General features: G+C 63.9%; 14 protein-coding genes. 6 read left to right on the top strand and 8 right to left on the bottom strand.

Annotated elements, in window-relative coordinates:
• Positions 1-60: 60 nt before the first annotated feature.
• From carA to grpE, 5 genes are all read right to left on the bottom strand, one after another.
• Positions 61-1197 (bottom strand): glutamine-hydrolyzing carbamoyl-phosphate synthase small subunit, encoded by a 1137-nt coding sequence (gene carA, locus L6D77_RS15070; protein WP_232884857.1) that lies wholly within the window; start codon positions 1195-1197, stop codon positions 61-63.
• Positions 1198-1498: 301 nt separating this feature from the next.
• On the bottom strand, positions 1499-2305 hold the full coding sequence (gene dapB / locus L6D77_RS15075) for a 4-hydroxy-tetrahydrodipicolinate reductase (RefSeq protein WP_232884856.1): 807 nt from the start codon (positions 2303-2305) through the stop codon (positions 1499-1501).
• Positions 2306-2318: 13 nt separating this feature from the next.
• Complete coding sequence (dnaJ, locus tag L6D77_RS15080) at positions 2319-3446, bottom strand: molecular chaperone DnaJ (protein ID WP_232884855.1); 1128 nt, start codon at positions 3444-3446, stop codon at positions 2319-2321.
• Between the two features lie 212 nt (positions 3447-3658).
• Positions 3659-5584: a molecular chaperone DnaK gene (gene dnaK / locus L6D77_RS15085; protein ID WP_232884854.1), complete on the bottom strand. Its 1926-nt coding sequence runs from the start codon at positions 5582-5584 to the stop codon at positions 3659-3661.
• Between the two features lie 101 nt (positions 5585-5685).
• On the bottom strand, positions 5686-6240 hold the full coding sequence (gene grpE, locus L6D77_RS15090; RefSeq protein ID WP_194791799.1) for a nucleotide exchange factor GrpE: 555 nt from the start codon (positions 6238-6240) through the stop codon (positions 5686-5688).
• Between the two features lie 182 nt (positions 6241-6422).
• On the opposite strand from grpE, the gene recN reads away from it, so the two are divergent.
• Positions 6423-8096 (top strand): DNA repair protein RecN, encoded by a 1674-nt coding sequence (gene recN / locus L6D77_RS15095; RefSeq protein WP_232884853.1) that lies wholly within the window; start codon positions 6423-6425, stop codon positions 8094-8096.
• 238 nt (positions 8097-8334) lie between these two features.
• Here the strand turns inward: recN and fur are convergent, their stop codons facing one another.
• Positions 8335-8739 carry a ferric iron uptake transcriptional regulator gene (fur, locus tag L6D77_RS15100; protein WP_028691268.1) on the bottom strand — a complete coding sequence of 135 codons (405 nt, stop codon included), beginning with the start codon at positions 8737-8739 and terminating at the stop codon, positions 8335-8337.
• A 97-nt stretch (positions 8740-8836) separates the two neighbouring features.
• Between fur and L6D77_RS15105 the strand changes: the two genes are divergently transcribed.
• Positions 8837-9358: an outer membrane protein assembly factor BamE gene (locus L6D77_RS15105; protein ID WP_232884852.1), complete on the top strand. Its 522-nt coding sequence runs from the start codon at positions 8837-8839 to the stop codon at positions 9356-9358.
• Between the two features lie 64 nt (positions 9359-9422).
• On the opposite strand, the gene L6D77_RS15110 is transcribed toward L6D77_RS15105, so the two are convergent.
• The gene (locus tag L6D77_RS15110; protein WP_232884851.1) at positions 9423-9857 is read right to left on the bottom strand and encodes a type II toxin-antitoxin system RatA family toxin; all 435 of its coding nucleotides are present in this window, start codon (positions 9855-9857) and stop codon (positions 9423-9425) included.
• 161 nt (positions 9858-10018) lie between these two features.
• Between L6D77_RS15110 and smpB the strand changes: the two genes are divergently transcribed.
• On the top strand, positions 10019-10501 hold the full coding sequence (gene smpB, locus L6D77_RS15115; RefSeq protein WP_011532120.1) for an SsrA-binding protein SmpB: 483 nt from the start codon (positions 10019-10021) through the stop codon (positions 10499-10501).
• A 119-nt stretch (positions 10502-10620) separates the two neighbouring features.
• Here smpB and L6D77_RS15120 read toward each other — a convergent pair whose 3' ends face one another.
• Positions 10621-11388, bottom strand: a complete 768-nt coding sequence (locus tag L6D77_RS15120; protein WP_194791804.1) for an FCD domain-containing protein — start codon at positions 11386-11388, stop codon at positions 10621-10623.
• 260 nt (positions 11389-11648) lie between these two features.
• Here L6D77_RS15120 and L6D77_RS15125 point away from each other — a divergent pair, with 260 nt between their 5' ends.
• The 3 genes from L6D77_RS15125 to L6D77_RS15135 all read left to right on the top strand — a co-directional run bounded on the left by L6D77_RS15125 (position 11649) and on the right by L6D77_RS15135 (position 17408).
• Positions 11649-13319: a lactate permease LctP family transporter gene (locus L6D77_RS15125; protein ID WP_232884850.1), complete on the top strand. Its 1671-nt coding sequence runs from the start codon at positions 11649-11651 to the stop codon at positions 13317-13319.
• Between the two features lie 63 nt (positions 13320-13382).
• Complete coding sequence (gene lldD, locus L6D77_RS15130; RefSeq protein ID WP_232884849.1) at positions 13383-14528, top strand: FMN-dependent L-lactate dehydrogenase LldD; 1146 nt, start codon at positions 13383-13385, stop codon at positions 14526-14528.
• A 69-nt stretch (positions 14529-14597) separates the two neighbouring features.
• The gene (locus L6D77_RS15135) at positions 14598-17408 is read left to right on the top strand and encodes an FAD-binding and (Fe-S)-binding domain-containing protein (protein WP_232884848.1); all 2811 of its coding nucleotides are present in this window, start codon (positions 14598-14600) and stop codon (positions 17406-17408) included.
• Positions 17409-17809 lie beyond the last annotated feature (401 nt).

Here is a 17809-nt window from a genome sequence, read left to right on the forward strand (position 1 = left end):
ATCTGGGTCAGGCGCTTCCGGGCGCGGCACTTGCCGGCCCGGGGCCTTGAAGCAGGATGCTCAGCGGCGCTTGGCCATGGCATCGGTGAAACGATCGAACAGTGGCGCGACGTCGGTCGGGCCTGGGCTCGCTTCAGGGTGGCCCTGGAAGCTGAACGCGCACTTGTCGGTACGCTCGATACCCTGCAGGGTGCCGTCGAACAGCGACTTGTGGATGGCGCGGACGTTGCCCGGCAGAGTGGCTTCGTCAACGGCGAAACCGTGGTTCTGGCTGGTGATCATGACCACGCCGGTATCCAGGTCCTGGACCGGGTGGTTGGCACCGTGGTGGCCGTGGCCCATCTTCACGGTCTTGGCGCCGGAGGCCAGGGCCAGCAGCTGGTGGCCGAGGCAGATGCCGAACACCGGGATCTCGGTGTCGAGGATCTCTTTGATCGCCTGGATGGCGTAGTCGCACGGCTCGGGATCGCCAGGGCCGTTGGACAGGAACACGCCATCGGGGTTGAGCGCGAGCACTTCGCTGGCCGGGGTCTGTGCCGGCACCACGGTCACGCGGCAGCCGCGGGCAACCAGCATGCGCAGGATGTTCAGCTTGACGCCGTAGTCGAAGGCGACCACGTGGTACGGCAGGTCAGCGGCTTCGATAGTCGGGTGGCTGTCGGTTTTCAGCTCCCACACGCTGGAGCGCCACTCGTAGCGCTCCTTGGTGGAAACGACCTTGGCCAGGTCCATGCCCTTGAGGCCCGGGAAGCCACGGGCGGCGGCGATGGCGGCTTCTTCGCTGATGTTGTCACCGGCGAGGATGCAGCCGTTCTGAGCGCCCTTTTCGCGCAGGATACGGGTCAGGCGACGGGTGTCGATGCCAGCGATGGCGACGACATTGTTGGCCTTGAGGTAGTCAGGCAGCGACTGGGTGTTACGCCAGTTGCTGGCCAGCAGCGGCAGGTCACGGATGACCAGGCCGGCGGACCAGACGCGGTTCGACTCGGCGTCTTCCGGCGTGGTGCCGGTGTTGCCGATGTGCGGGTAGGTCAGGGTAACGATTTGCTGGGCGTAGGAAGGGTCTGTAAGGATTTCCTGGTAGCCGGTCATAGCAGTGTTGAACACCACCTCACCAACGGTCTGACCGTCGGCACCGATGGCTTCACCGCGAAAAATACTGCCGTCGGCAAGGGCGAGTATGGCTGGCTTTGTCAAGAAGACCTCCCGTAGTTCAAGCATGAAAGGGCGATCGCAGGTTGCAAAAAAGCGGAGTGACGTATGGACACGTCACCCCGCTTTCATGTGCTGAATTCAATTCGCTGCGCGCTTTTAGTGGACACACTAAAGCTGTAGCTTACAGAAAAGTGCGTTTTGGGTCTACCGCAGATGTGCCTCTAAAACACATGGATGCGACAGAGGGGCTTTTTTGCAGCAACCCTATCGCCGGCAAGCCGGCTGCCACAGGGAAACGCGCAATCCTGTGGGAGCCGGCTTGCCGGCGATAGGGCCTCAATGCTCAACGCAGCTCGAGCACGTCCTGCATGTCGTACAGCCCAGGCTCACGCCCATCCAGCCACAGCGCGGCACGCACCGCACCCTTGGCGAAGGTCATGCGGCTCGACGCCTTGTGGGTGATTTCCAGGCGCTCGCCTTCGGCAGCGAACAGCACGGTGTGATCACCCACCACATCGCCAGCACGCACGGTGGCAAAACCGATGGTCTTGCGATCCCGAGCACCGGTCTGGCCTTCACGGCCATACACCGCCACTTCCTGCAGGTCACGCCCCAGCGCATTGGCAACCACTTCACCCATGCGCAGCGCGGTACCCGAAGGCGCATCGACCTTGTGCCGGTGGTGGGCCTCGATGATCTCGATATCGACGTCATCACCCAGCACCCGGGCGGCCATGTCCAACAGTTTGAGGCTCAGGTTGACACCCACGCTGAAGTTGGCGGCGAAGACGATCGGGATTTCCTTGCCCGCCTCGGCCAGCTGCTCTTTCTCTTCCGGCGTGAAGCCGGTGGTGCCGATGACCATGGCCTTGCCCGCCTTGCGGCAGAACGCCAGGTTCTTCAGAGTCACCGAAGGGTGGGTGAAATCGATCAGCACATCGAACTCGTCGACCACCTTGGCCAGGTCGTCGCAGATTGTCACGCCGATCCGGCCCAGGGCCGCCAGCTCACCGGCATCAGCCCCGACCAGCGAGCTGTCGGGGCGATCGATCGCCGCTGTCAGGCCTGCCTGTGGCGCCTGTTGCTGCACAGCCTCGACGAGGGTCTTGCCCATCCGCCCTGCCGCGCCCATCACTGCAATACGTCGCATAGCCTGTTCCTTCTCAGAGATCGCCGAAGAAGCGCTTCACGCCTTCGAACCAGCCACTGGCCTTGGGCGAGTGGGAGCTGTCGCCCTCGAGCGAATCACGCAGCTCTTCGAGCAGCTCGCGCTGGCGACGGCTGAGGTTGACCGGGGTTTCCACCGCCACCCGGCACAGCAGGTCGCCCGCTGCACCACCACGCACCGGCGCCACGCCCTTGCCGCGCAGGCGGAACTGCTTGCCGGTCTGGGTGCCTTCCGGGATTTTCAGCTTCACGCGGCCATCCAGGGTCGGCACTTCCAGCTCGCCACCCAGGGCGGCGTCGGTGTAGCTGATCGGCACTTCGCAGTACAGGTGCTTGCCGTCGCGCTGGAAGATCCCGTGCTCACGCACATTGATCACCACGTACAGGTCGCCGGTCGGGCCACCATGTGCGCCCGCCTCGCCTTCGCCCGACAGGCGAATGCGGTCGCCGGTATCGACGCCAGCCGGCACCTTGACCGACAGGGTCTTGTATTCCTCGACACGGCCTTCGCCATGGCAGGAGTTGCACGGGTCGGTGATGATCTTGCCCTGGCCATGGCAGCGCGGGCAGGTCTGCTGCACCGAGAAGAAGCCCTGCTGCATGCGCACCTGGCCGATACCGCCACAGGTCGGGCAGGTCGACGGGGTCGAGCCCTTCTTGGCACCCGAACCGTCGCACGGCGCGCAGTTGACCAGGGTAGGCACACGAATGCTGACCGTGGTGCCACGCACCGCTTCTTCAAGGTTCAGTTCGAGGGTGTAGCGCAGGTCGCTGCCGCGCTGAGCGCCGCCACGCGAGCCGCCGCGGCCGCCGCCGCCAAAGAAGTCACTGAAGACATCACCGAAGATGTCGGAGAAGTTGGCGCCGCCAAAGCCCGCGCCACCGCCCCCCATGCTCGGGTCGACGCCGGCGTGGCCGTACTGGTCGAACGCCGCGCGCTTGCTGGCATCGGACAGTACTTCGTAGGCCTCGTTGGCCTCCTTGAACTTGTCTTCCGACTCTTTATCGCCTGGGTTGCGGTCCGGGTGGTACTTCATCGCCAGGCGGCGATAGGCCTTCTTGAGGTCAGCTTCGCTGGCGCCTCGCTCGACACCCAGGACCTCATAAAAATCACGCTTTGCCATAGGTCATTTGCACTCTTGGGGGCGTTCGGCACACGGTGCGCAATCATTGCGTCGTGCCGTCAGCACCTGCCGCCATACGCCAATGCGCCCAGACAGATGCTGTAAATAATTCTCGTGTTCCAGACACGCCAACGCGGGAGCAAGCCCCCGCGCGGCGACATCCTACCAGTTCACCGACCTATGCCGGTGAACGGGTCGACAACATGCAACGATTACTTCTTGTCGTCGCCTTTGACTTCTTCGAACTCAGCGTCAACCACGTCATCGTGCTTGGCTTCCGGCTCGGCCTGCTGCTGGGCGCCGCCCTGCGGCTGCTCGGCCTGCTCGGCGTACATCTTCTGGGCAACCGGCGCGGAGACCTTGGACAGTTCCTCGACCTTGGCGTCGATGGCAGCCTTGTCGTCGCCTTTGACGGCGGCTTCCAGGGCAACCACGGCGGCCTCGATGGCGGTCTTCTCTTCGGCAGTGACCTTGTCACCGGCCTCATTGACCATCTTGCGGGTCGAGTGAACCAGCGCGTCGCCCTGGTTACGGGCAGCGGCCAGCTCTTCGAACTTGCGGTCTTCCTCGGCATTGGCCTCGGCGTCACGCACCATTTTCTCGATCTCTTCGTCGGACAGGCCCGAGTTGGCCTTGATCACGATCGACTGAGCCTTGCCAGTAGCCTTGTCCTTGGCGCCGACGTGCAGGATGCCGTTGGCGTCGATGTCGAAGGTCACTTCAATTTGTGGCACGCCGCGTGGTGCTGGCGGAATGTCAGCCAGGTCGAACTTGCCCAGCGACTTGTTCTGCGAAGCTTGCTTGCGCTCGCCCTGCAGCACGTGGATGGTCACAGCGCCCTGGTTGTCGTCGGCGGTCGAGAACACCTGCGACTTCTTGGTCGGGATGGTGGTGTTTTTCTCGATCAGCGCGGTCATCACGCCGCCCATGGTTTCGATACCCAGGGTCAGCGGGCTGACGTCCAGCAGCAGTACGTCTTTCACGTCACCGGCCAGTACGGCGCCCTGGATGGCAGCACCCATGGCCACGGCTTCGTCAGGGTTGACGTCTTTACGCGCTTCTTTACCGAAGAAGTCGGCAACGGCTTTCTGCACCATCGGCATACGGGTCTGGCCACCGACCAGGATCACGTCGTCGATCTTGCTGGCGTCGATGCCGGCGTCTTTCAGGGCGATACGGCATGGCTCGATGGTACGGTTGACCAGGTCTTCGACGAGCGATTCCAGCTTGGCGCGGGAGATCTTCACGTTCAGGTGCTTAGGACCGGTCGCATCTGCAGTGATGTACGGCAGGTTGACGTCGGTCGACTGAGCGGAGGACAGCTCGATCTTGGCCTTTTCAGCAGCTTCCTTCAGACGCTGCAGGGCCAGGGGATCGTTCTTCAGGTCCATGCCGGACTCTTTCTTGAACTCGTCGACGAGGTAGTCGATCAGGCGCATGTCGAAGTCTTCGCCACCCAGGAAGGTGTCGCCGTTGGTGGCCAGTACTTCGAACTGGTGCTCACCGTCGACTTCGGCGATTTCGATCACGGACACGTCGAAGGTACCACCACCCAGGTCATAGACGATGACGGTGTGGTCGCCCTTGCCCTTGTCCATGCCGTAGGCCAGCGCGGCGGCGGTCGGTTCGTTGATGATACGTTTTACGTCCAGGCCAGCGATGCGACCGGCGTCTTTGGTGGCCTGGCGCTGGCTGTCGTTGAAGTAGGCCGGAACGGTGATGACCGCTTCGGTGACTGGCTCGCCGAGGTAGTCTTCGGCGGTCTTCTTCATCTTTTTCAGGACTTCGGCGCTGATCTGCGGCGGAGCCATCTGCTTGTCGGCGGCCTCTACCCAGGCGTCACCGTTGCTGGCCTTGACGATCTTGTAAGGGACCAGCTTGATGTCTTTCTGCACGACATCTTCTTCGAAGCGGCGGCCAATCAGGCGCTTCACCGCGAACAGGGTGTTGTGCGGGTTGGTGACCGCCTGGCGCTTGGCCGACTGGCCAACCAGAATCTCGCCGTCGTTGGCGTAAGCGATGATCGAAGGCGTGGTACGCGCGCCTTCGGCGTTCTCGATGACTTTGGCGGTGCCGTTTTCCAGCACGGAGACGCAGGAGTTGGTGGTCCCCAGGTCGATACCGATGATTTTGCCCATGTTAACTCTCCCGAAACTTGAATTTGGTGGCAGCGACTACTTTGGCCAACTGCGGTAATACTTGAAGGCTTGACACCTAGATGGGGGTGCCCCGACGGATTTCAAGCCTTTTCGTTGATCGACGGCTGCGGGGCGCTCGGCGCCTTGCTGACCACCACCATGGCGGGGCGCAGCAGACGGCCGTTGAGCAGGTAACCCTTCTGGAACACGTTCAGCACGCTGTTCGGCTCGACATCGGCGCTTTCCTGCATGGCCATCGCCTGGTGGTGCTCGGCATTGAATGGCTGGCCGTGCGGGTCGATGGCTTCGAGGTTGTAGCGCTTGAGGGTGTCCTGGAACATCTTCAGGGTCAGCTCGATACCATCGCGCATCGGCTTGATGGTTTCGTCGTCGGCGCTGGACAGCTCCAGGCCACGCTCCAGGCTGTCGATGATCGGCAACAGGTCGCCGGCGAACTTCTCCAGGGCGAACTTGCGGGCCTTGTCGACGTCCTGTTCAGCGCGACGAATGCTGTTCTGCGCTTCTGCAGCAACACGCAGGGACTGATCCTTGGCGGCGGCCAGCTGCTCCTCGAGCTCCAGAACGCGGGCGTCGGCGTTAGCTGCAACGGCCTCTTCGGGGTTCAGGTTCTTTTCATCCAGCTGTTCGTCAGCCATTGGGTATCTCCTCCACAATTTCTGTTGTGCGAGCCACGCTCGCCTTGTCTTGCCGGCTATATGGGGTCGGAAAAACCAGGTTCAAGGGCAGCTCGGGAAATCCACATTCATCAGGCGGGCATTGTCAGACCCACAAAAAGCACTGTATAAATATCCAGACCACACCTTCGGGAGCCGCCCACATGCTGGTGCACCTGTCCATCCACAACTACGCCATCGTCGAACACCTCGACCTCGAACTCGCCCGCGGCATGTCCGTCATCACCGGTGAAACCGGGGCCGGCAAGTCGATCATGCTCGACGCCCTCGGCCTGGCGCTGGGTGACCGCGCCGACAGCGGCGTGGTACGCCCCGGCGCGGACAAGGCGGACATCCTCGCCACCTTCGACCTGGTGGACATCCCCGAAGCCCATGGCTGGCTCGCCGAGCGCGACCTCGAAAGCGACGGCCCCTGCATCCTGCGCCGGGTAATCACCGCCGAAGGCCGCAGCCGCGGCTACATCAATGGCACACCCTGCCCGCTTGGCGACCTCAAGGCCCTGGGCGAGCTGCTGATCGACATCCACAGCCAGCACGAACACCAGTCACTTCTCAAAACCGACACCCACCGCCGCCTGGTGGACGAGTACGCCGGCGCCATCGACCTGGCACGCCAGGTACAGCTTGCGGCCAAGCGCTGGAGCCAGACCCGCCAGGAGCTCGAACGGCTGAGCAACTCCGGCGACGAGCAGCGCGCGCGCCACCAGCTGCTGAGCTACCAGCTCGAAGAACTGGACAACCTCGGGCTCGGCGAAAACGAGCTGGAGCTGCTGGAGCAGGAACACAAGAACCTGACCAACGCCGAGGCACTGTTCGGCATCTGCCGCCAGGTCATCGACCAGTGCAGCGAAAGCGACTCGGGCAACGTACTCAGCGCCCTGACCGTCAGCCTCAACCGCCTCACGGCGGTCAGCAATGCACCCCGGGCCCTGGGCGAGGCGGTCAACCTGATCGCCAGCGCACAAATCCAGGTGGAAGAAGCCGTCGGCGAACTCAACCGCTTCCTCGACAACTTCGATGCCGATCCGCTACGCCTGCAAGCGCTCGAAGAGCGGCTCGACACTATCTATACCCTCGCCCGCAAGCACCGCGTGCACCCCACCGAGCTGCCGCAGTTGCAGCAGCGCCTGATGGAAGAAATCGAAGGGCTGAACGCCAGCGACGAATCGATCGAACGCCTGGGTGAAGAACTGGCAGCATTTGCCCAGCACTATAAAGAGCGGGCTCGCGAACTGAGCGCCCTGCGCGAGCAGGCCGCCAAACAGCTGGCCGAAGCCGTGGAGCAGGAAATCCAGCGCTTGGGCATGCCAGGCGGGCGCTTCTGCATCGCGCTTACCCCCCTCGACAATGGCGACCTCTCACCCCACGGAATGGAGCAGGTCGAGCTGCTGGTCAGCGCGAACCCGGGGCAGCCTCTCAAGGCCCTGGCCAAAGTGGCCTCGGGCGGTGAGCTGTCGCGTATCAGCCTGGCGATCCAGGTGATCACCGCACAGACCTCGCGCATCCCCACGCTGGTGTTCGACGAAGTGGACGTCGGTATCGGCGGCCCCACCGCCGAGATCGTTGGCCAGTTGCTGCGCCGCCTGGGCGAACGCGGCCAGGTGCTGACCGTGACCCATCTGCCCCAGGTGGCGGCCCAGGGGCACCACCACCTGTTCGTGCACAAGGTGCGCAACAGCGACACCACCCACACCGCCGTGGCCAGCCTGGCCAAGCGCGAGCGGGTCGAGGAAGTGGCGCGAATGCTCGGCGGTATCGACCTGACCAAGGAATCCCTGGCCCACGCGCGCAAGATGGTGGTCAGCGGCAAGGCCTGAAGCTTGGCACGACCACCTGTAGGAGCAACTGTCTTGCTCAGTTTCTAAAAAGCCTACGCGATCCCTGTGGGAGCGGGCTTGCCCGCGAACACCGGCGCAGCCGGTGCCAGTCAGCGCGGTGGCTGCTTCGCGGGCAAGTCGCAGCGGCGAACCGCCGCTCCCATAGAGTTTTCAAACTCCCTCAAAAGCACAAAGGCGACCCGAAGGTCGCCTTTGTCGTCAATAACGAGCTAAATCGTTACTTCTTTTTACGCACATAGAGGACCAGATTGTGATCCACCAGCTCGAAGCCGTGCTCGGCAACGATCTCTTTCTGGCGCTTCTCGATTTCGGCATCGAAGAATTCAATGACTTCACCGCTGTCCACGTTGACCATGTGATCGTGGTGCTTGCCATCCGCCAACTCGAACACGGCGTGGCCGCCATCGAAGTTGTGGCGCTCCACCAGGCCCGCCGCTTCGAACTGGGTCAGTACGCGGTACACGGTCGCCAAGCCGACATCCTCACCCGCTTCCATCAGCGCCTTGTAGACATCCTCGGCACTCATGTGACGCTGCTCGGCGGAGTCGAGCATCTGAAGAATCTTGACTCGAGGCAGGGTTACCTTGAGGCCCGCTTTGCGCAATTCGCTATTTTCAACCATGGTCAGCTTTCTCGCCGATGCTGCTTCGCAGCTTCTCTTAATACGGGTATGATCGGGGTTTACGTTGTCCAGCCAAGATAGTGGAAGTCGCCCACCGATGCAAAACACCAAGCTCTTGCTAACCAGCCTCACCCTTGTGGGACTGCTCGCACTCGCCGGTTGCTCGTTTCCCGGGGTTTACAAAATCGACATCCAGCAGGGCAATGTCGTCACGCAAGACATGATAGACCAATTACGCCCGGGAATGACCCGCCGGCAAGTAAGGTTTATCATGGGCAACCCGCTGATCCAGGACACCTTCCACACCAATCGGTGGGACTACCTGTACAGCCTGCAGCCGGGTGGCGGCCAGCGCCAGCAAGAGCGCATGAGCATTTTCTTCAACGACAGCGACCAACTGGTCAGCCTGGCCGGCGACTTCATGCCCGGCGTCAGCCGCGACCAGGAAATCCTCGGTGGCAGCGGCGATACCACGGTCAGCCCGGCGCACCAGCCAAGCCAGCAACCGGAAAAACCGGCCAAGCCAGGCTCGCTGGAAGAGACGCTGCAAAAAGAGATCGACACCATCGAGACCACCCCGGTCCCGACGCCAGCGCCGCTGGAAACCTCGCCGCAATAACCGCAGGCGACAACGAAAAAGCCCGGGCACTGCCCGGGCTTTTTATTGGGCGGCTGCCGACACCTCAGGCATACAGCTGCTTGGCACGCTCGCAGAACGCATCGACCATGGTATTGGCAGCCTGGTTGAACAGCGGCCCCAAGGTCGCCCTCACCAAGGCACCGGCGTAGTCGAACGACAAGTCGAGGCTGATCTTGCAGGCCTTCTCCCCCAGCGGCTTGAACACCCAAAGCCCGTGCAGCTGGGAGAACGGCCCCTCTTCGAGGTTCATCTCGATCGACTGCCCCGGCACCAGCACATTGCTTGTGACGAAATGCTGGCTGATGCCACCCTTGGCCACTTCCAGCCTGGCACGCATGTGCGTGTCGCTGCTTTCGATCACCGTCGAGGCCGAGCACCAAGGCAAGAACGCCGGGTAACTGGCCACATCGTTGACCAGGTCGTAGAGCGCCTGGGCAGGGTAAGGCAGCAGGGCAGAGCGTTGAATATGGGTAGTCATCCAGGCGTCACTTCCAAACGGGGCGGCAGCGCTTCATAGCGCCTCGAAAACGATTCTGTCAGTCAGAACAAGGGCTGCATTGTCCGGGATTCACACAACAGGCTCAAGCGCACCTAAACCCCATAGCCGAGGACGCGGCGACTCCCTATAATGCCGCCCCTATGGCTAAGCAAAAGAAACATCCGACCGGGACCATCGCGCAGAACAAAAAGGCGCGACACGATTACTTCATCGAACACAAGTTCGAGGCCGGGCTGGTCCTGTCCGGTTGGGAAGTAAAGAGCCTGCGGGCCGGCAAGGCGCACCTGACCGACAGCTATGTGCTGCTCAAGGATGGCGAAGCCTGGCTGTTCGGCAGCCACATCACCCCGCTGACCACCGCCAGCACCCACGTCATCGCCGACCCGATCCGCACCCGCAAGCTGCTGCTGAACAAGCGCGAGCTTGAGCGCCTCGAAGCGGCCGTGGCGCAGAAGGGCTACACCTGCGTGGCGATGTCGCTGTACTGGAGCAAGCACCTGATCAAGTGCGAGATCGCGCTCGGCAAGGGCAAGAAGGAGTTCGACAAGCGCGACACCGTGCGCGAACGCGACTCCAACCGCGAGCTGCAGCGCACCATGCGCAACAAGGGCAAGGAAGAGTAAATCTTCTTTAGCCCATAAGGGCCCTTCGCGGGTAAACCCGCTCCCACAGGATTGCACTGATACCCAAGACAGTGAAATCCTGTGGGAGCGGGTTTACCCGCGAAGGGGCCCGCGCGGATTCACCGCCCGCTGCGCCGCTCCGCCCGCGCCACCCGCTGGGCCTCTTCCTGCGCCTCTTCCAGCACCTCCTGCACATACAGAATGTGCCGGCTGGAAACCTCCCGCGCATCCTCCGCACGCCCTTCGACAATCGCTTCGTACAACTCACGGTGCTGCCCGATCAGCATGTCGCGCGTTTCGCTGCGCTGCCGGTACATGCCACCGATATTGGTCACCACGTTGCGCTTGAGCAGGTCGAACAAGCCACGAATGGTGTGCAGCAGCACCGCATTGTGGCTGGCCTCGGCGATGGCCAGGTGGAAGTTTGCATCGGCCGCGCCCTCCTCCGCCCGGCTGACCTCGTCAACCCGGTTGTAGCAATCCTGCAAGGCATCGAAGGCCACCTTCAACCGCTCGCGGTCCGGCCCGGTGGCACGCTGCGCCGCGTAATAGGCACATGACGCCTCCAGGGTGTGGCGAAACTCCAGCAAGTCGTGCTGTGCCTGCGGGCTACCCTCGAGCAGCTTGAGCAGCGGGTCGCTAAAGGTCGAGCCCAGCGACTCGGCCACGTAGTTGCCACCGCCCTGGCGGCTGACCAGCAACCCCTTGGCCACCAGCTTCTGGATCGCCTCGCGCAACGACGGGCGGGACACCCCGAACTGTTCGGCCAGCGCACGCTCGGCCGGCAGCCGCTGCCCCGAGGTCAGCGTGCCTTCCAGAATCATCCCTTCCAACCGATCGACGATGTCGTCGGACAGGCGCCGTTGGCGGACCTGATCAAAAACCATCTACATGCTCTCCACAAACCCCGGCGTGCGGATCCCGGGGGCGCCTATTCTGCGCCTATCCGGCCTGTGCCGACACCCATCAGTCGGCGATTTTAGCCACCCATCAGGCGCCCGCTCATCGGCATCCGACCAAAGTTTTGCACGGGACAAATTGACACACCCGCAATGGCGCTCTTAACCTAGCGACCAGCCATTGTAAATTGGTCTTACCAATTATCCAATGCCAGTGCCTTACCAACAAAAATTAGGGGCCACCCCATATGCAAACCTGGCAACAACTCTATAGCCCGCTTGGTAGTCTTGGTCTGTCCGCACTGGCGGCGGTCATCCCTATCGTGTTCTTCTTCCTTGCCCTCGCCGTGTTCCGCCTCAAAGGCCACGTCGCCGGCAGCATCACCCTCGCGCTGTCGATCCTGGTGGCGATCTTCGCCTTCCAGATGCCTGTCGACATGGCCTTCGCCGCCGCGGGTTATGGCTTCCTCTACGGCCTCTGGCCGATTGCCTGGATCATCGTTGCCGCGGTGTTCCTCTACAAACTCACGGTCAAGAGCGGCCAGTTCGAAGTGATCCGCAGCTCGGTGCTGTCGATCACCGACGACCAGCGCCTGCAAGTGCTGCTGATTGGCTTCTGCTTCGGTGCCTTCCTCGAAGGCGCCGCCGGCTTCGGCGCCCCCGTGGCCATCACCGCCGCGCTGCTGGTAGGCCTGGGCTTCAACCCGCTGTACGCCGCCGGCCTGTGCCTGATCGCCAACACCGCCCCGGTGGCCTTCGGCGCCCTCGGCATCCCGATCATCGTCGCCGGCCAAGTGACCGGTATCGACGCCTTCCACATCGGCGCCATGACCGGCCGCCAGCTGCCACTGCTGTCGCTGTTCGTGCCGTTCTGGCTGGTGTTCATGATGGACGGCCTGCGCGGCGTGAAAGAGACCTGGCCTGCCGCCCTGGTCGCCGGCCTGAGCTTCGCCGTCACCCAGTACTTCACCTCCAACTTCATCGGCCCAGAGCTGCCCGACATCACCTCGGCCCTGGCCAGCCTGATCGCCCTGACCCTGTTCCTCAAAGTCTGGCAGCCCAAGCGCTCGTTCAGCGAGGCCAAGGGCAGCGTCGGCGCCGCCGTGGTCCAGTCGAGCGGCAGCCAGCCAAGCCCCTACAGCTTCGGCGAGATCTTCAAGGCCTGGTCGCCGTTCCTGATCCTCACCGTGCTGGTGACCATCTGGACCCTCAAGCCGTTCAAGGCCGCATTCGCCCCGGGCGGTGCGATGTACAACTTCGTGTTCAACTTCGCCATCCCGCACCTCGACCAGCTGGTGATCAAGACCGCCCCGATCGTCGCCGCGCCTACCGCCATGCCTGCGGTGTTCAAGCTCGACCCGATCTCCGCCACCGGCACCGCGATCTTCCTCTCCGCGCTGATCTCCATGGCAGTGCTGAAGATCAATTTCAAAACTGGTCTGACCACTTTTAAAGAGACCTTCTGGGAACTGCGCTGGCCGATCCTGTCGATCGGCATGGTGCTGGCCTTCGCCTTCGTCACCAACTACTCGGGCATGTCTTCGACCATGGCCCTGGTACTGGCCGGCACCGGCGCCGCGTTCCCGTTCTTCTCGCCGTTCCTCGGCTGGCTGGGCGTGTTCCTGACCGGCTCCGACACCTCGTCCAACGCCCTGTTCAGCTCGCTGCAGGCCACCACCGCGCACCAGATCGGCGTCAACGACACCCTGCTGGTAGCCGCCAACACCAGCGGCGGCGTGACCGGCAAGATGATCTCGCCGCAGTCGATCGCCGTGGCCTGCGCCGCCACCGGCCTGGTGGGCAAGGAATCCGACCTGTTCCGCTTCACCGTCAAGCACAGCCTGTTCTTCGCCACCATCGTCGGCCTGATCACCCTGATCCAGGCCTACTGGCTCACCGGCATGCTGGTTCATCACTAAAGTGACAGGGGCCGGGCGCCCTCACGCGCCCGGCACTCCCCACAAGCAACGCTGCGAGAATCCATGATCATTTCCGCCTCCACCGACTATCGCGCCGCGGCCCAACGCAAGCTGCCCCCCTTCCTGTTCCACTACGCCGACGGCGGCGCCTACGCCGAGCACACCCTGCGCCACAACGTGTCGGACCTGGCCAGCATCGCCCTGCGCCAGCGCGTGCTGAACAACATGTCCGAGCTCAGCCTCGAGACCCAACTGTTCAACGAAACCCTGAGCATGCCCGTGGCCCTGGCCCCGGTCGGCCTCACCGGCATGTACGCCCGCCGCGGCGAAGTGCAGGCCGCCCGCGCCGCCGCCGCCCATGGCATCCCCTTCACCATGTCCACCGTGTCGGTGTGCCCGATCGAAGAAGTGGCCCCGGCCATCGATCGGCCGATGTGGTTCCAGCTGTACGTACTCAAGGACCGCGGCTTCATGCGCAACGCCCTTGAGCGCGCCAAGGCCGCCGGCGTGAAAACCCTGGTGTTCACCGTCGACATGCCCGTGCCCGGCGCCCGCTACCGCGACGCCCACTCCGGCATGAGCGGCGCCAACGGCCCGCTGCGCCGCGTGCTGCAAGCCATGACCCACCCGCAATGGGCCTGGGACGTCGGCGTGATGGGCCGCCCGCACGACCTGGGCAACATCTCCAAATACCGTGGCAACCCCACGGGCCTGGCCGACTACATCGGCTGGCTGGGCAACAACTTCGACCCGTCCATCTCCTGGAAAGACCTGGAGTGGATCCGCGAATTCTGGGACGGCCCGATGATCATCAAGGGCATCCTCGACGCCGATGACGCCCGCGACGCGGTCAAGTTCGGCGCCGACGGCATCGTCGTCTCCAACCACGGCGGCCGCCAGCTCGACGGCGTGCTGTCCAGCGCCCGCGCCCTGCCGGCCATCGCCGACGCGGTGAAGGGTGACATCAAGATCCTCGCCGACTCCGGCATCCGCAGCGGCCTCGACGTGGTGCGCATGATCGCCCTGGGCGCCGACACCGTGCTGATCGGCCGCGCCTTCCTCTATGCCCTGGCCACCCACGGCGAGGCCGGGGTGAAGAACCTGCTGGAGTTGTTCGAGAAGGAAATGCGCGTGGCCATGGTGCTGACCGGCGCCAAGTCCATCAGCGCGATCACCCGCGACTCGCTGGTCCGCGAACTGGGCGCCTGAGCGCCCGCTACCGCCTGAATACCCGGGGCACGCCGCGCGCCAGACGCCGCGGCCCCGCGAGGAGACTGCATGAGCCTGCCCGCCGCGTTCCTGCGTGATGCCGAGCGCCTGATCCCCGCCGAACGCCGCTTCGACGACCCCACCTCGACCCTGGCCTTCGGCACCGACGCCAGCTTCTACCGGCTGATCCCCAAGCTGGTGGTGCGCGTGGAGTCCGAGGACGAAGTGGTCGCCCTGCTGCAGCTGGCCCAGCGCGAGCGCGTGCCGGTCACCTTCCGCGCCGCCGGCACCAGCCTGTCTGGCCAGGCCATCAGCGACTCGGTGCTGATCGTGCTCGGCGATAACTGGAATGGCCGCGAGATTCGCCGCCAAGGCGAGCAGATCCGCCTGCAACCCGGCGTGATCGGCGCCCAGGCCAACGCCTGGCTGGCCCCCTTCGGCCGCAAGATCGGCCCCGACCCGGCCTCGATCAACGCCTGCAAGATCGGCGGCATCGTCGCCAACAACGCCAGCGGCATGTGCTGCGGCACCGCGCAGAACACCTACCACACCCTGGCCGGCCTGCGCCTGGTGCTGGCCGACGGCACCCGCCTGGACAGCGAAGACCCGGCCAGCGTCGCCGCGTTCGAAAACAGCCACGCCGACCTGCTGGAAGCCCTCGCCCGCCTCGGCCGCGAAACCCGCGCCAACACCGAACTGGCCGACCGCATCCGGCACAAATACCGCCTCAAGAACACGACCGGCCTGTCACTCAATGCGCTGGTGGACTACGACCAGCCGCTCGATATCCTCCAGCACTTGCTGGTCGGTTCCGAAGGCACCCTCGGCTTCATCAGCGCGGTCACCTACGACACCGTGCCCGACCACCCGCACAAGGCCAGCGCCCTGCTGGTGTTTCCCACCGTGGAAAGCTGCTGCCGCGCTGTGACCGTGCTCAAGCGCCAGCCCGTATCCGCCGTCGAATTGCTCGACCGCCGCAGCCTGCGCTCAGTGCAGGAAATGCCCGGCATGCCGGCGTGGGTCAAGGACCTGTCGGCCAACGCCTGCGCCCTGCTGATCGAGTGCCGCGCCGCCAGCCAGAGCCTGCTGCACGAGCAGCTCGACCAGGTGATGGCGTCGATTGCCGACTACCCACTGGAGCAGAAGGTCGAGTTCAGCGAAAACCCGGCGGTGTACAACCAGCTGTGGAAAATCCGCAAGGACACCTTCCCCGCCGTCGGCGCCGTGCGCCAGACCGGCACCACCGTGATCATCGAAGACGTCACCTTCCCCATCGAGCAACTGGCCGAGGGCGTCAACCGCCTGATCCAGCTGTTCGACAAGCACCACTACGACGAAGCGATCATTTTCGGCCACGCCCTGGAAGGCAACCTGCACTTCGTCTTCACCCAAGGCTTCAACAGCGCCGAGGAAGTAGCCCGCTACCAGGCCTTCATGGATGACGTGGCGCAACTGGTGGCCGTGGAGTTCGGCGGCTCGCTCAAGGCCGAACACGGCACCGGGCGCAACATGGCGCCCTTCGTCGAGCTGGAATGGGGCAAGGACGCTTACCAACTGATGTGGCAGCTCAAGCGCCTGCTCGACCCCAACGGCATCCTCAACCCCGACGTGGTGCTGAGCGAGGACCCGGACATCCACCTGAAGAACCTCAAGCCACTGCCCGCCGCCGACGAAATCGTCGACAAGTGCATCGAGTGCGGCTTCTGCGAACCGGTCTGCCCGTCCAAAGGCCTCACCCTCAGCCCCCGCCAGCGCATCGTCATGTGGCGCGATATCCAGGCCAAGAAGCGCGCCGGCCTCGACACCCGCGAACTGCTGCACACCTACCAGTACCAGGGCATCGACACCTGCGCCGCCACCGGCCTGTGCGCCCAGCGCTGCCCGGTGGGCATCAACACCGGCGACCTGGTGAAGAAGCTGCGTGGCCAGGCCGCCGAGCACGCCAAGGCCGCCGACTGGCTGGCCGAGCACTTCCACACCACCCTGCGCGGCGCCCGCCTGACCCTGGCCGCCGCCAACGGCGCCCGCAAATTGCTGGGCGCGCCACGCATGGCCCGCCTGAGCGCCAGCCTGAGCAAGGCCAGCAAAGGCCGCCTGCCGCAATGGACCCCGGCCATGCCGCAGCCCCTGCGTGCCATCGCCCTTAACGCACCGAGCAACGACACCCGCCCCCGGGTGGTTTACCTGGCCGCCTGCGTCTCCCGCGTGATGGGCCCTGCCTACGCCGACCGCGAGCAAAGCTCGCTGCTGGACAAGACCCGCGCCCTGCTGGAAAAGGCCGGTTACCAGGTGGTGTTCCCCGACAACGCCGACAGCCTGTGCTGTGGCCAGCCATTCGCCTCCAAGGGCTACCCCGAGCAGGCCGAGCACAAGCGCCAGGAGTTGATCAACGCCCTGCTGCACGCCAGCCGCGGCGGCCTAGATCCGATCTACTGCGACACCAGCCCCTGCACCCTGCGCCTGGTGCAGGACCTGGGCGAAACCCGCCTGGACCTGTACGACCCGGTGCGGTTCATCCGCACCCACCTGGTGAACAAGCTGGAGTTCACCCCCCAGGACGAGCCGGTGGCCGTGCACGTGACCTGCAGCACCCAGCACTTGGGCGAGAGCCAGGCGCTGATCGACCTGGCGCGGCGTTGCAGCAAGAACGTGGTGATTCCTGAAGGTATTCACTGCTGCGGGTTTGCCGGTGACAAGGGCTTCACCACGCCTGAACTCAATGCCCACTCGCTGCGTACGCTCAAGGATGCGGTGCAGTATTGCAGTGAAGGGATTTCTACCAGCCGCACCTGCGAGATTGGGCTGTCGAGCCATAGTGGGATCGACTATCACGGGTTGGTGTATCTGGTGGATCGGGTGACGCGGGCGCGGGTGAGCTGATTGTTGGACGAGATCGCGTGAGGGCGGCCGGGTGCATGCCGGGATATCGGGTGAGGGCCACCAGGTGTTCGCCGATGCTTTTGCAGCGCTCTTGAGATCGAGCGCCGCCCGCGCGGCGCATCGCTGGCAAGCCAGCTCCCACATCTGTTTCGGGCCAATTATTCCTGTGAAGGTACCGCTGCCCGCCTTGGTGCATGCCTTAAGTCTTGTGAGGGGCCGGCAACGCCCACCTCGATACCGCGTCATGCCAACAAGGCGGACAGTGAAGATAGAACAGGAGTAACTGGCCCGAAACAGATGTGGGAGCTGGCTTGCCAGCGATGCGCCGCGCGGGCGGCGCTCGATCTCATAGGCGCTGCAAAAACACCGGCAAGCACCTGGCGGCCCTCACCCGAATACCC

The organism is Pseudomonas parasichuanensis, assembly GCF_021601385.1.
In the GTDB taxonomy this organism is placed as follows: domain Bacteria; phylum Pseudomonadota; class Gammaproteobacteria; order Pseudomonadales; family Pseudomonadaceae; genus Aquipseudomonas; species Aquipseudomonas parasichuanensis.

Bases quoted from the DNA above. Each gene is read 5' to 3' on its own strand.
- dapB (WP_232884856.1), bottom strand. From the start codon at position 2,305: ATGCGACGTATTGCAGTGATGGGCGCGGCAGGGCGGATGGGCAAGACC.
- dnaJ (WP_232884855.1), bottom strand. From the start codon at position 3,446: ATGGCAAAGCGTGATTTTTATGAGGTCCTGGGTGTCGAGCGAGGCGCC.
- dnaK (WP_232884854.1), bottom strand. From the start codon at position 5,584: ATGGGCAAAATCATCGGTATCGACCTGGGGACCACCAACTCCTGCGTC.
- grpE (WP_194791799.1), bottom strand. From the start codon at position 6,240: ATGGCTGACGAACAGCTGGATGAAAAGAACCTGAACCCCGAAGAGGCC.
- recN (WP_232884853.1), top strand. From the start codon at position 6,423: ATGCTGGTGCACCTGTCCATCCACAACTACGCCATCGTCGAACACCTC.
- fur (WP_028691268.1), bottom strand. From the start codon at position 8,739: ATGGTTGAAAATAGCGAATTGCGCAAAGCGGGCCTCAAGGTAACCCTG.
- L6D77_RS15105 (WP_232884852.1), top strand. From the start codon at position 8,837: ATGCAAAACACCAAGCTCTTGCTAACCAGCCTCACCCTTGTGGGACTG.
- L6D77_RS15110 (WP_232884851.1), bottom strand. From the start codon at position 9,857: ATGACTACCCATATTCAACGCTCTGCCCTGCTGCCTTACCCTGCCCAG.
- smpB (WP_011532120.1), top strand. From the start codon at position 10,019: ATGGCTAAGCAAAAGAAACATCCGACCGGGACCATCGCGCAGAACAAA.
- L6D77_RS15120 (WP_194791804.1), bottom strand. From the start codon at position 11,388: ATGGTTTTTGATCAGGTCCGCCAACGGCGCCTGTCCGACGACATCGTC.
- L6D77_RS15125 (WP_232884850.1), top strand. From the start codon at position 11,649: ATGCAAACCTGGCAACAACTCTATAGCCCGCTTGGTAGTCTTGGTCTG.
- lldD (WP_232884849.1), top strand. From the start codon at position 13,383: ATGATCATTTCCGCCTCCACCGACTATCGCGCCGCGGCCCAACGCAAG.
- L6D77_RS15135 (WP_232884848.1), top strand. From the start codon at position 14,598: ATGAGCCTGCCCGCCGCGTTCCTGCGTGATGCCGAGCGCCTGATCCCC.